The 12,187-nt window shown below is 38.7% G+C and carries 13 protein-coding genes; 8 read left to right on the top strand and 5 right to left on the bottom strand.

Annotated elements, in window-relative coordinates; all coding sequences use genetic code 11:
• Positions 1-33: 33 nt before the first annotated feature.
• A complete protein-coding gene (gene cra / locus Q1K78_RS08760; RefSeq protein WP_300176964.1) occupies positions 34-1,011 on the bottom strand; it encodes a catabolite repressor/activator in 978 nt (325 codons plus the stop codon).
• 442 nt (positions 1,012-1,453) lie between these two features.
• Here cra and fruB point away from each other — a divergent pair, with 442 nt between their 5' ends.
• Genes fruB through fruA form a run of 3 tightly spaced genes read left to right on the top strand, consistent with a single transcriptional unit; the run spans position 1,454 to position 5,349 of the window.
• On the top strand, positions 1,454-2,590 hold the full coding sequence (gene fruB, locus Q1K78_RS08755) for a fused PTS fructose transporter subunit IIA/HPr protein (protein WP_300176961.1): 1,137 nt from the start codon (positions 1,454-1,456) through the stop codon (positions 2,588-2,590).
• Positions 2,591-2,593: 3 nt separating this feature from the next.
• A complete protein-coding gene (pfkB, locus tag Q1K78_RS08750) occupies positions 2,594-3,577 on the top strand; it encodes a 1-phosphofructokinase (protein WP_300176958.1) in 984 nt (327 codons plus the stop codon).
• Between the two features lie 29 nt (positions 3,578-3,606).
• A complete protein-coding gene (gene fruA, locus Q1K78_RS08745; protein WP_300176955.1) occupies positions 3,607-5,349 on the top strand; it encodes a PTS fructose transporter subunit IIBC in 1,743 nt (580 codons plus the stop codon).
• A 75-nt stretch (positions 5,350-5,424) separates the two neighbouring features.
• Here fruA and Q1K78_RS08740 read toward each other — a convergent pair whose 3' ends face one another.
• Entirely contained in the window at positions 5,425-5,949 is a 525-nt protein-coding gene (locus Q1K78_RS08740; protein WP_300176952.1) for an outer membrane beta-barrel protein, read from the bottom strand.
• Between the two features lie 76 nt (positions 5,950-6,025).
• Between Q1K78_RS08740 and Q1K78_RS08735 the strand changes: the two genes are divergently transcribed.
• Together Q1K78_RS08735 and Q1K78_RS08730 are read left to right on the top strand one after the other, a co-directional pair.
• The gene (locus Q1K78_RS08735; RefSeq protein ID WP_300176949.1) at positions 6,026-6,640 is read left to right on the top strand and encodes a LysE family translocator; all 615 of its coding nucleotides are present in this window, start codon (positions 6,026-6,028) and stop codon (positions 6,638-6,640) included.
• Between the two features lie 173 nt (positions 6,641-6,813).
• Positions 6,814-7,479 (top strand): HAD family phosphatase, encoded by a 666-nt coding sequence (locus Q1K78_RS08730; RefSeq protein WP_300176946.1) that lies wholly within the window; start codon positions 6,814-6,816, stop codon positions 7,477-7,479.
• 41 nt (positions 7,480-7,520) lie between these two features.
• Here the strand turns inward: Q1K78_RS08730 and Q1K78_RS08725 are convergent, their stop codons facing one another.
• The 3 genes from Q1K78_RS08725 to Q1K78_RS08715 all read right to left on the bottom strand — a co-directional run bounded on the left by Q1K78_RS08725 (position 7,521) and on the right by Q1K78_RS08715 (position 9,190).
• Positions 7,521-8,402: a LysR family transcriptional regulator gene (locus tag Q1K78_RS08725; RefSeq protein ID WP_300176943.1), complete on the bottom strand. Its 882-nt coding sequence runs from the start codon at positions 8,400-8,402 to the stop codon at positions 7,521-7,523.
• The gene (locus Q1K78_RS08720; protein WP_300176940.1) at positions 8,402-8,788 is read right to left on the bottom strand and encodes a nitrous oxide-stimulated promoter family protein; all 387 of its coding nucleotides are present in this window, start codon (positions 8,786-8,788) and stop codon (positions 8,402-8,404) included. The genes Q1K78_RS08725 and Q1K78_RS08720 overlap by 1 nt, the downstream gene beginning before the upstream one ends.
• A 186-nt stretch (positions 8,789-8,974) precedes the next feature.
• Positions 8,975-9,190, bottom strand: a complete 216-nt coding sequence (locus Q1K78_RS08715; protein WP_300176937.1) for a hypothetical protein — start codon at positions 9,188-9,190, stop codon at positions 8,975-8,977.
• A 340-nt stretch (positions 9,191-9,530) separates the two neighbouring features.
• Between Q1K78_RS08715 and Q1K78_RS08710 the strand changes: the two genes are divergently transcribed.
• The 3 genes from Q1K78_RS08710 (at position 9,531) to Q1K78_RS08700 (ending at position 12,142) form a co-directional block, all read left to right on the top strand.
• On the top strand, positions 9,531-10,049 hold the full coding sequence (locus Q1K78_RS08710) for a YbhB/YbcL family Raf kinase inhibitor-like protein (RefSeq protein ID WP_300176934.1): 519 nt from the start codon (positions 9,531-9,533) through the stop codon (positions 10,047-10,049).
• 50 nt (positions 10,050-10,099) lie between these two features.
• Entirely contained in the window at positions 10,100-10,885 is a 786-nt protein-coding gene (locus Q1K78_RS08705) for an AraC family transcriptional regulator (RefSeq protein ID WP_300176931.1), read from the top strand.
• Between the two features lie 609 nt (positions 10,886-11,494).
• Positions 11,495-12,142 (top strand): hypothetical protein, encoded by a 648-nt coding sequence (locus Q1K78_RS08700; RefSeq protein WP_300176928.1) that lies wholly within the window; start codon positions 11,495-11,497, stop codon positions 12,140-12,142.
• The last annotated feature ends 45 nt before the right edge of the window (positions 12,143-12,187 follow it).

Here is a 12,187-nt window from a genome sequence, read left to right as displayed (position 1 = left end):
AATGTTTCAAAATGTTAACTTGTGTGTTTTTGATCAGCGAATAACAATCTTCCTAGGAATTAACTCAATTCCTGCTTGATAGCGTTTTGCTGAAGCATTTAAGCCTAATGCTAATGCGCTATCTGCAATTAATTCAAACTGTTGTGGTAGGGAGTTAATCTTAATCGGTAAAAAATCGAGCAGACGATTATCACCAAAGGTGCCTAGTTTTACGGTTCCCATCAACTCTGGCTTTTCAATTAATACATCTAAAATACCTTCAAGCAGGATATAAGAAGTAGTGATAATTGCATCTGGCACTGTCTCTTCTTTTATCCACTGTTCAAAAATAGCTTTTCCAGACTCACTATTAAAGTGCTCACCATAGCCTGTGATACTTGCTAAACCTTTTTCTTTGGCTTTCGCTTCAAAGCCTAAATGACGCTGACGAGAAATGTTTAAATCAGGTAACGCCCCAATTAAACCAACCGATTTTACGTTATCTGTAATGACAGATTGAGTCAGATCGTAAGCCGCATCAAAATCTTCACTAATTACACAGCCAAAATGTTCATCATCTAATGAACGGTCAATCGCGATAATTGGCGTCCCTTTTTCTTGAATTGTTAAATAGTAATCACTGCCATCAGGTAAGCAACTTGCAACGAATAGGGCATCAATACGGCGACTGATTAATGTGTGCGCGACATTCTTTTCTGTTTCGGGATCATCGTCTGAACAACCAATTAAGATTTGATAGCCCGCTTGACGAGAGTTGTATTCTAAAAGTTTAGCAAGCTTGGCGTAACTGGTGTTTTCAAGATCAGGGATGATTAACCCAAACGAACGACTGCTGCCAGCTCGTAATGCTGAAGCAGCATGATCAGGACGATAATTATGTTCATCAACCACTGCCATGACTTTTAATTGGGTTTTTTCACTGATGCGATATTTTTGAGCTTTACCATTAATAACATAGCTTGCAGTGGTTTTAGAAACGCCAGCAAGTTTGGCAACTTCATCTAATGTCATGGTTAAGTTCCTTAAATTCTGTGGGTCGGATCATATAAATTTAGATCCAATCATTTTATGGGTTGAATTATATGCTGAATCGTTTCAGTATAAAAGCTGAAAGGATTCAGCAAATTTAAAAAACGTGATATTCGCGTTGTTTTTACTTTTTATGAGAGATATACCAATCCAAATAAGTATGTGTTCATTCTTGCTTGTTAAAATTGATTATAACTACGTTATAAATTTTGTAATTAGGCCCACTAGTTACTGCAATTTATGCCTTGCTCTAATCAATTTTCTCTGCGCAATTATCTAACCACTTACTTACTTGAATTGGTATAACTGAGTAGAAAACATTTGCTGAACTTTTTTTAACTGTTTTGCTGAATCGATTAAGCTGCACTTAAACGATCGTTCAGCAGAGCATAAATCACAAATACAGAGCGAGAGGCTAAGACCCATGCTGACATTGACAAAGAATGACATTACGCTGCAACAAGTAGCAACAGACAAGACAACAGCAATCAAAGCGATTGCAAAGCAACTGACAGAAAAAGGTTTAGTTGCAGAGAAATACGTAGAAGGAATGCTAAACCGTGAGCAACAAAACTCAACGTTTTTAGGTAATGGTATTGCAATTCCACACGGCACAATAGATACCCGTGACTTAGTGAATAACACAGGCGTTGCTGTGCACCATTTTCCTCAAGGTGTTAACTGGGGTGATGGCAATGTTGTTTATGTAGCAATCGGTATTGCAGCTAAATCAGATGAGCATTTAGGCATTTTAAAGCAACTGACTAAAGTGCTGTCTGCTGATGGTGTAGAAGAGAAGCTAAAACAAGCGAAAACAGAAGCGGACATCATTGCATTGCTTAATGGTGAAGTGCAGTTTGAAGCCGATTTTGATGCCTCATTGATCCAATTGCTTTTTCCTGCAAGCGATATGATCCAAATGAGCGCGGTTGCTAGTGGTTTACTAAAAAACAGTGGTAATGCAGAAAACCAATTTGTAGCAGAAATTGTGACGAAAGAGCCAACGCATTTAGGCAAAGGTTTATGGTTAGTAAGTACTGACAAAGGCGTTAAACGTTCTGGTATGTCTATTGTCACTACTGCCAATGGTTGTGAGCATAATGGTACTTCTGTTAAAGGTTTGATAGCGATTGCCTCTTGTAATGCCTCTCACCAATCGTTCTTAACGACAATTATTAAAGTTGTCGCTGAGCAGCAACAAGACTCTATTTTATTTGCTACGTCAGAACAATTATTAGCAATGTTCTCAAGCTCTTCTGAAGAAGTGCCAGTAAATGTTGATGCAGATAATACAGCAACCTTTAAAATCAAAAATACACATGGTCTACACGCTCGCCCTGGTGCAATGTTAGTAGCAGAAGCGAAGAAATACGAATCAAAAATCACAGTGTTAAATGTAAATGGTGATGGCAAATCAGTGAATGCGAAGAGCTTGATGAAAGTGATTGCATTGGGCGTTAAACACGGTCACGAACTGCAATTTACAGCAGACGGTTCAGATGCAAAAGAAGCGCTAGCCGGTATTGGTGCTGCGATTGCTTCTGGTTTAGGTGAGGGTTAATTTATGAGCATTAATCCAAAAAGCAAAGTGGTTACTATCACGCTAAACCCGGCTTTAGATTTAACGGGCAGTTTAGATGCGTTATCTGTTGGCTCTGTGAGTTTAGTTAGTAAAGGCTCACTTCATGCAGCAGGTAAAGGCGTTAATGTTGCGAAAGTATTATCTGACTTAGGTGCTGAGGTTACGGTTACTGGTTTTTTAGGTCGTGATAATGAAGAGCTGTTCTGTCAATTATTTGAAGAGATGAACGCTAACGATGAGTTTATCCGTGTTGATGGTGCTACTCGCATTAATGTGAAATTAGTAGAGCAAGATGGCCGAGTGAGTGACATTAACTTTCCGGGTGTTGATGTCTCTGGACAAGCGATTGCCGAGTTTGAAGTTCGTTTATTTGAATTAGCTAAAACACATGAATTTTTCGTATTAGCAGGCAGTTTACCAAAAGGTATTTCTCCTGAGCTGTGTGCTGAGTGGATTGAAAAGCTGCATCAAATGGGTAAAAAAGTCCTATTTGATAGCAGTCGTGCAGCATTGGCTGCAGGTTTAGAGGCTCACCCATGGTTAATTAAACCAAACGATGAAGAGCTATCGGAATTTGTGGGACGTGAGTTGGATACACCAGAAGCGTGCCAACAAGCAGCTCAAGATCTTGCACAAAAAGGCATTGAAAATATCGTGGTTTCATTAGGCTCAAAAGGCGTAATGTGGCTAGGAAAGAACGAACAAGCACAACCAGAATGGATGTATTCGCAACCACCAAAAATGAATGTAGTAAGTACAGTAGGTGCTGGTGATACGTTAGTTGCGGGTCTTTGCTGGGGTCATATGCAGCAAGATTGGGATCGTTTACAAATCTTATCTTTTGCTACCGCTTTATCTGCTTTAGCTGTATCGCAGGTTGGCGTTGGCGTACCAAATGTCGAAGACGTAAAAGAATTACAAAAACAAGTAACCCTACACAACCCTATTTCTACAAACGTGCAGTAATGCGTTTAGACTTAGTTTAAGGACAGATTATGAAAAATATAGCTATCGTAACAGCTTGCCCAAGTGGTGTAGCAAACAGCATTATTGCTGCGGGTTTATTAGAACAAGCCGCTGCGAAATTAAATTGGACAGCGACGATTGAATGTCAATCGAGTGTATTGCCTGTTGAAGTACTAACACAAAAAGCGATTGATGCGGCAGATGCCATTATCATCGCCGCAAATACCACGATTGATACTTCACGTTTTGTCGGTAAGAAAGTACATCAAGGATCAATTTCAGATTGTACAACAGATACAAAAGCATGGTTAGAGAATGCAGTAAACACGGCAACAGAACTAACTGCTTCTGAAGTAACTGTGCCAGAGACAGTAGCAACGACTGAGGCAACCGGTCCTAAGAAAATTGTTGCAATTACCGCGTGTCCAACAGGCGTCGCACATACTTTCATGGCAGCTGAAGCGTTAGAAGAAGAAGGCAAACGCCAAGGCCACATTATTAAAGTAGAAACTCGTGGCTCTGTGGGTGCAAAAAATCAGTTAACTGACCAAGAAATTGCAGAGGCTGATTTAGTTATCATTGCTGCGGATATCGAAGTCGCCCTTGATCGCTTTAATGGTAAACGTCTGTACAAAACAAGCACAGGTCTAGCTCTGAAGAAAACAGAGCAAGAGATGAATAAAGCGTTTGCCGATGCAACGGTTTTTCAATCATCAGGTAACTCTAACTCTTCTCAAATGGACGAGAAAAAAGGCATGTACAAACACCTTATGACAGGGGTATCACACATGCTTCCTGTTGTTATTGCTGGTGGTTTGTTGATTGCACTGTCGTTTGTCTTTGGTATCGAAGCGTTTAAAGAGCCGGGCACAATCGCAGCAACATTAATGGATATTGGTGGTGGTGCCGCATTTGCACTAATGATCCCTGTTCTTGCTGGTTTTATCGCGTTCTCAATTGCTGACCGTCCTGGTTTAGCGCCAGGTCTAATTGGTGGTATGTTGGCTAGCTCAACAGGTGCTGGTTTCCTTGGTGGTATCGCGGCAGGTTTTATCGCGGGTTACTCTGCAAAATTCATTGCGGATAAAGTATCTCTTCCTCAGTCAATGGAAGCACTTAAACCCATTCTAATCATTCCGTTTGTGGCGAGTTTGTTCACAGGTCTGGTAATGGTTTACATTGTTGGTGGTCCAGTAGCAGGCATCATGTCTGCATTGACTGAGTTCTTAAACAACATGGGTTCAACTAACGCTGTATTATTGGGTGTTATCCTTGGTTGTATGATGTGTTTCGACTTAGGTGGTCCAGTAAACAAAGCAGCATATACATTTGGTGTTGGTCTTTTGGCTTCACAAACGTATGGTCCAATGGCGGCTATCATGGCGGCAGGTATGGTTCCTGCGCTAGGTATGGGTTTAGCAACTTTCCTTGCTAAGAACAAATTTGAAGCGGGTGAGCGTGAAGCAGGTAAAGCATCATTTGTGCTTGGTTTATGCTTTATCTCTGAAGGGGCGATTCCATTTGCAGCGAAAGATCCAATGCGTGTTATCCCTAGTTGTATGGCGGGCGGTGCATTAACAGGTGGTCTATCTATGCTGTTTGGTGCTCAATTGCTTGCTCCACACGGCGGTCTATTTGTTCTTCTTATTCCGAATGCGATTACACCAGTATTCATGTACTTGGTAGCGATTGCAGCAGGTACAGCGGTAACGGGTTTCACTTACGCTTTCTTGAAAAACAAAGCGGATGCGAAAGAAGCAGTAGTTGCATAATAAATAGATAAGAAGAAAAAGGGCGCTTCCAAGTGTATTGGTAGCGCCCTTTTTTGTATTTTGGATATTTTAGAACTAGAACATAACGTTTACACCAGCACCAATTGCCGACATATAATCATCTGAAGCCAAAGGTATGTATTGATACTCAATGTTGAAGGTAACAAAAGGAAGTAATTGCATTGTTGTACCTACACTTACAAATGGTTTGATTGATGTAGATTCTTGCTTTGATATATGTCCGTTATATACATCTTCATAGCTTAAAACAGTTCTATTTAGACCTGTTTTTCCATAAAAAGAACCATAATAGCTCATGGGAAAAGACATCTTAATTGCAGCGGTTGCACCTGTCGCAGACGCTTCATCACTATTGGTGGCAATATCTTTTATTGATGTTGTCATGTAGTAGCTAAGATCTGTTGATAGTATTGGCGTAAAGTTATAATTATAACCAACTTGGTTCATTAAACCACTACCATGGGAGCCATCAATTTTCAGGTTAGTAAAACTTGGCTGAATATAGATTTGGTGTAAAGTGTCTGTGGCTTGTGCAGATGTGGTTGCACCTAGCAACAAAAATGGGATTAACCTTTTCATTATAAACTCGTCTTTTTACCTAATGCGCGATTTTATTGTGAATGAGACTGGGTTGTAAAGAGGAATTAAAGAAGAAATGACATTAACTATTTGGTTTTCATTATTATTGGTATCAATGTTGGGGGCGATGTCGCCGGGTCCTAGCCTTGCTACTGTTGCAAAGCACACGTTATCTGGCCGTCGTATTAATGGCATTGCAGCGGCATGGGCACACTCCATTGGGATTGGTATCTATGCATTTGTTACCGTTATTGGATTAGCGGTTGTCTTACAGCAGTCACCGACAGTATTTAAAGCTATCAGTTATCTAGGTGCCGCCTATCTTGCTTATCTAGGATTTGGTGCATTGCGATCTACTGGGGGGATAGCAGCAAAACTTAAATCTGGAGAACAAGTTTCTATTCTAGAATCAGCAAAGGAAGGCTTATTAATATCACTTCTTAATCCTAAAATTGCGTTATTTTTCTTAGCACTATTTAGCCAATTTGTTGCTGTCGGCAATGATCCATTAGACAAAGCAATCATAGTGATTACGCCTATTATTGTTGATGGGTTGTGGTATACCATTATTAGCTGTTTATTATCCGCTCCTAAGATTGTCGATAAGCTTAGATCTCAAGCTAAATGGATTGATCGTCTCTCTGGTGTCGTGCTTATTCTTCTTGCTGTTCGAGTCGTGTTTTCTGCATAGTAAGCTGTTCTAAAAGGTTTATTGTGTTTAATTTAAAAGAGGAAGTGGACTTAAAAGAAGAGTTCACTTTTTTATCGAATAGTTTTGACTTAGTATGATCTCTCTCAAGCGTATAGCACTGTGATTGTATACGTAAGATATTCTATTTTTGTTTTTAAGACATAAGGTTTCTCATGACATTTCAAGCTGCAATTTTCGATATGGATGGACTGCTATTAGACACAGAACGTGTGTGTATGGGTATCTTTAAAGAGGCGTGTGAAGCTCAAAATGTTCCATTTATTGAAGAGCTATACCTTTCTATAATTGGTTGTAATGCGAAGCGAATTGAACAGTTGTTTCGTGAAGGCTATGGGCCAAGTGTGGATTATCCGGCCTTAAACCAAGAGTGGCGAGTGCGTTATACCGCAGTAGTAAAACACGAAGCCATCCCTGTCAAAGAGGGCGTTATTGAATTATTAGAGTGGTTAAAAGCGAATAACGTACCAATGGCGGTAGCAACATCAACACAACATGATATCGCAATTAAGAAATTAGAATTAGCAGGCCTTGATGGTTATTTTGATGTACTAGCAACTGGCTGTGAAGTTGAGCACGGTAAGCCACACCCTGAAATCTACTTCTTAGCAGCAGAGCGTTTGGGTATTGCACCTGAAGTATGTCTCGCATTTGAAGATTCAAATAACGGCACTCGTGCTGCGGTAGCGGCGAATATGATCACATATCAGATCCCTGATCTTGTTGAGCCGAGTGTTGAAGTTATTGCCCTTGGTCATCATATTAAGCCATCAATGATTGACGTGCTTGAGCATTTAAAAACTCAACAAGCTAAAATGTAATATAGAGAAAAAACCGAGATAGCATTATTGAGTCTCGGTTTTTATAATTTTTCAAAAGTATGTTCAATCTCGTCTAACATCCACTCCATGGCATTACCTATACCACTATCACGGCGTTTTACTACCCCAATTTCAATCTGCAAGGCATCTGGAATATGGTAAGTCGATAATCGAATGGTTTTATTTTGATACCATTCCGATTCTAATACGTGCTCAGGAACGAGTGCCCAACCCACATTGCGGATCACCAATGCAGTAATGTAATAATAGCTATCGATATACCAATGATTGGCTGAAATTGCTTTCTCGTGTGAGTGACCTACTCGATCTCGAATAACTAATTGTCGATGTTGGTTTAATTGGATGAGAGTAGGCGTTTTATACTTGGCAAGAGGGTGATCTGGTGAAACAACCAATGCTTGGTTAAAAAAGCCAAGAGAACGGTACTCTAACGAATCAGATAAAGTATTAACTCGAAATAGAAAACCAAGATCTGCTTTTTTCTCTTCTACCCATTTTGCGATATCCGCTTGAGAACCATTAATGATCGTCAGTTTTAATAAAGGAAAAGTCACCGATATTTTTTGGAAGAAATCTTCAAATACATCAATAGGAACGGCTTCATCTAAAGCGACGGTAAGTGCAATTTCTTCACCTGTTGCAGCGGTATCGGCACGAGCTTGCAAACGTTCGCATTGTTCTAAAATAGCTTGGGCTTCGATAAACATGTCTTCACCGTCTTGAGTCAATACGGGTAGACGTGCACTTCGATCAAATAAATCAAAACCAAGGTCGGCCTCTAAATTTGCAATTGCGGTACTTATTCGAGATTGTGCCTTCCCCATTTTACGTGCAGCCGCTGAGAATGAGCCACATTTGACTGAAGTAACAAAGGCGTTGAGCTGATCTAAAGTCCAATTCATTATTTTTCTCTTTTTTGCAAACGGATATGACGATTAGAACAATGAGGAGATGGCTTAGGGTTAATCGTTCTTTTTTCAGAAACTAAATGACGAATCGCTAAAATAGGGTGTTTTAATAGCATCCTTGGGCCAGAAAAACGCATCACAAGACGCATCTGTTCTTTTGGTTCAGGCTTATAGCAATGAATTGGACAGGTGTTACAGGTTGGCTTGTTTTCACCGTATGGGCAGCGATCTAAGCGAACTTCAGCATAATCCATCAAGGTTTGGCATTCTGGACACAAGGAGTGAGTATGGTGGTTCTTTTTGCAATAAATTTCAATCATTGCAGACACGGTTTTAAATTCCGTATTGAGTTTTCCAAGCAGAATATCGCTGGCTTTCATACATCCCCCCGTTCTTAATCAATCATTATTGAACTAGTATAAAGGGGAAATGATATTGGGTGAAGTGTTGACTTTTTAAGTGGGTGATTCTAGCTTAGTATACGTTTATTCCCTAAAGCATATTGCTCCTAAGTATATGCGCCAAAAGCCATTTAGTTTAGTGCTAAGTGGCTTTTTTATTTCTTCTTATTTATCTTCAGATGTATAGCTGGAATATGAACAGTAATAGCAGCCATTTGATTGTGGGTAGATCGCTTTGGCGGCATTTAATGCAGTGCTACAAGCGGTATGATAGCCAAGTGGTTCGCATTTTTTTATTCCTGGGCTGTGGGTACAGTTTGCAGTGTGGACTTCATGATCGCCATTTCCTTGTTCGTTTTTATCAACGTAAAATAAACTCATAACTACCTCTATAAAATAATGTTTTGAACGAATATCTGAATAATCACAATACGCCTATTAGAAGTAGTTGATAGCTAAAAACATGAATAGTTAGATGGACGTCACTACAATCTACGTTCTTTTTAGTTGTGTTCTATTTATTCAATATTTCAGCATTGAATATTTTGATTGGTGGTTGAGCCATTTAATAATGGCGAATATGCATCAATACTACAGTAAGTATCATTAATTGATTAATTTTACTTACTATTGATACTTTCTGGTAATTCATTCTTTGAGGATATACTAATATTGTTCCTGTACTTACTTAACTCTCTTTTTAAAAGTAAAGGAAATTATTATGAACAAAGCATTATTAGTGTTACTTACTTTAGCGTCTTTCTCTAGCCAAGCTTTTGAGGTATCAAGTAAAGATATTCACGAAGGTCAGCTAATGAACAGTGAATTTACCTTTTCTGGTATGGGCTGTACTGGAGCAAACATATCTCCTCAATTAAGCTGGAAAGATGCACCAGAAGGAACAAAAAGTTTTGCTATTACCGTATTTGATCCAGATGCCCCAACAGGCAGTGGTTGGTGGCATTGGTTAGCGCTTAATATCCCTGCTAATGTAAGTAGTGTTGATCAAGGCTCTCCAATGAAAGATGTACTACAAACTAAAAATGATTTTGGTACTATGAGCTACGGTGGTGCGTGCCCTCCTGCTGGTGATGGAATGCACAGATACCAATATACGGTTTGGGCATTACCACAAGAGAAAATTGATTTACCAGCAGATATTTCACCTGCGGTTGTTGGTTTCACATTAAATAGTATGGCTTTAGATAAAGCGGTACTGACAGCAACTTATGTTCGTTAATATGCAGTATAAAAAATAATTAACAGCAAAAAATAAACGAGGAGCATGATATGAGTAATGCGTTATTTAAAGTACAAACGTATTCAAGTCTGAATGATCAGTATTTACGTAATGTTCATATTTATGCTCCGAGTATTATTTGGGTTAAATCTGGTTGCAAAACCGTTTTTCAAGGCACTGACTCATTTGATATTGATGCTCGATCGTGGTTATTAACCTCTGCCAATCAAGAATTGAATTTCGTCAATAAAGCGTCTTATGACCATTTTCATTCAGTGCAGCTTTCTTTTTTATTAGCACCATCAAAAGATATGCTAAAAGAGAGTAAGCTCCGAGAAGTAAACCGCGAGCATGTCCATGCATTAAAAATCTCATCTGCATTAGCTTATGGTTTTTCTATGTTACTTGAGATGAGTCTTCAATCACTGAGTGAAGAGGTGCAAAAACTGCACTTGATGGCTTTTTACCAGCAATTGGTAGAGTTAGGTGTATTACACGTACTTTTTTCTGGAACTCATGCCTCTTTCCAAAATCAATTAAGTGCTTATTTTTCAAAAGATCCTGCTGAACCTTATCAACTTGAAGAAGTATGCCATGATTTTTCGATGAGCAGAGCGACACTTATACGTCGCTTGCAGCGTGATGGAACCAATTTTAGAACGGTATTATCAAACGTTAGAATGGGGTATGCCCTTTCACTAATGCAAGAGAAACGCCAAACTCAGCTAGATTTGGCATTGCAGTGTGGCTATCAATCTGAAAGTCGTTTTAGTCAGCGCTTTCATCTGCAATTTGGGATTACCCCGAAGCAATACATGAATACCGTGGTGTATTGATTAATAAAAAACAGCGAGCACTTAGCTCGCTGTTTTTATTTGTCATACCGACATCATGCAGCATTAAAAGTAGCCCTCAATAGTAAAAAACGGATCAAAGTCTCTTGGTTACATTTTACTCTTCAATAGAAGTAGGACAGGTTTACGAAGCTCCTTATCTCTGCAAGGACTTTTACCACAGCAAAATTCTCACCAGCTTGCTCTCGACGAATATGGCAATTAACTTCATCGAAGCTAACATCTAATTGCCAATCTAAATCACATGACCAAATTTTTCTATGTATTCCCTACATTCACAACAGCAACCGTGACCAGTAAGAAGGCAATAGCAGTCAGTATATATTCTTTAAAGAGAGTAAATGATAGCGACCAAAACAGACCGTTAGATTACCTTTTTCAAATGTAATGGGCTAGAAATTAAATTGATAAATATTATGGGTAATTATGTTAATTTAATTGTCTGGCCTATTTGCGTATAGTGACCGGAATCAAATTAAAAATAAAATAAATAAATTTATATTGTTTTTAACTAGCAGAATGGTATTTTAAAAACTTAGCAGTATAGTATTCAATTTAATTGATATTATTAATTATAAGAAGTTAGGGATTATGAAAAAGACAGTATTAGCAATGGTTTTAGCAGCAACAATGGTATCTGGTTGTTCAATGATAGGTGGTTCTGACTACACAGTAGAGAATATCCAAGAGCAAGGTGATGAGCTACTAACATTATCAACAGTCGAAATTCAAGTCGTGACAGATGCTAAAGGTGAAGAGCAAAAAACGCTAACTGGATACCAAACATCTACGATTCAAGAAGGCGAGATTGCACGTTTAAGTGTTAATGCTGCATTTTTAGCTGCAAAGCCTGTATTTGATAAATTTAGCGCTCGTTTAAAAGAAGATAATGAAGCTGGTCGTTTGATTACTCAACTAGCAGATTCTGATGATGAAGAAGCAACATGGAAAAGCTTTACTAAAGAACAACAAGATCTAGTTGGCAACTTTTTCGACTCTGAAATGATGGAAGAGTTGATGGATAACATGGGCGAAGTGGCACAAACAAGTGCATTGAGCTTTGCTAAATTTATGTTGCTTGATCAAACTAAAATGATGTCTGATCTTCCATTTGAAACAGCTTATGCAGAAAAAGATTTATATGGTCATACATATGATCAAACGGTATATCTGAAAAACTCAGTAGTTAAAGTTAATGATTTATATGTTCAAGTTCAAGCATTAAGAAGCTTTGAATAATATTTAAAATTAAATGATATGCCGATGTAATTACTTACATCGGCT

Source organism: uncultured Aliivibrio sp. (assembly GCF_946479765.1).
Taxonomy (GTDB): domain Bacteria; phylum Pseudomonadota; class Gammaproteobacteria; order Enterobacterales; family Vibrionaceae; genus Aliivibrio.
The sequence above is the reverse complement of the archived record's forward strand: the minus strand, read 5'-3'. Positions and strand labels throughout refer to the sequence as shown.

Bases quoted from the DNA above. Each gene is read 5' to 3' on its own strand.
- cra (WP_300176964.1), bottom strand. From the start codon at position 1,011: ATGACATTAGATGAAGTTGCCAAACTTGCTGGCGTTTCTAAAACCACT.
- fruB (WP_300176961.1), top strand. From the start codon at position 1,454: ATGCTGACATTGACAAAGAATGACATTACGCTGCAACAAGTAGCAACA.
- pfkB (WP_300176958.1), top strand. From the start codon at position 2,594: ATGAGCATTAATCCAAAAAGCAAAGTGGTTACTATCACGCTAAACCCG.
- fruA (WP_300176955.1), top strand. From the start codon at position 3,607: ATGAAAAATATAGCTATCGTAACAGCTTGCCCAAGTGGTGTAGCAAAC.
- Q1K78_RS08740 (WP_300176952.1), bottom strand. From the start codon at position 5,949: ATGAAAAGGTTAATCCCATTTTTGTTGCTAGGTGCAACCACATCTGCA.
- Q1K78_RS08735 (WP_300176949.1), top strand. From the start codon at position 6,026: ATGACATTAACTATTTGGTTTTCATTATTATTGGTATCAATGTTGGGG.
- Q1K78_RS08730 (WP_300176946.1), top strand. From the start codon at position 6,814: ATGACATTTCAAGCTGCAATTTTCGATATGGATGGACTGCTATTAGAC.
- Q1K78_RS08725 (WP_300176943.1), bottom strand. From the start codon at position 8,402: ATGAATTGGACTTTAGATCAGCTCAACGCCTTTGTTACTTCAGTCAAA.
- Q1K78_RS08720 (WP_300176940.1), bottom strand. From the start codon at position 8,788: ATGAAAGCCAGCGATATTCTGCTTGGAAAACTCAATACGGAATTTAAA.
- Q1K78_RS08715 (WP_300176937.1), bottom strand. From the start codon at position 9,190: ATGAGTTTATTTTACGTTGATAAAAACGAACAAGGAAATGGCGATCAT.
- Q1K78_RS08710 (WP_300176934.1), top strand. From the start codon at position 9,531: ATGAACAAAGCATTATTAGTGTTACTTACTTTAGCGTCTTTCTCTAGC.
- Q1K78_RS08705 (WP_300176931.1), top strand. From the start codon at position 10,100: ATGAGTAATGCGTTATTTAAAGTACAAACGTATTCAAGTCTGAATGAT.
- Q1K78_RS08700 (WP_300176928.1), top strand. From the start codon at position 11,495: ATGAAAAAGACAGTATTAGCAATGGTTTTAGCAGCAACAATGGTATCT.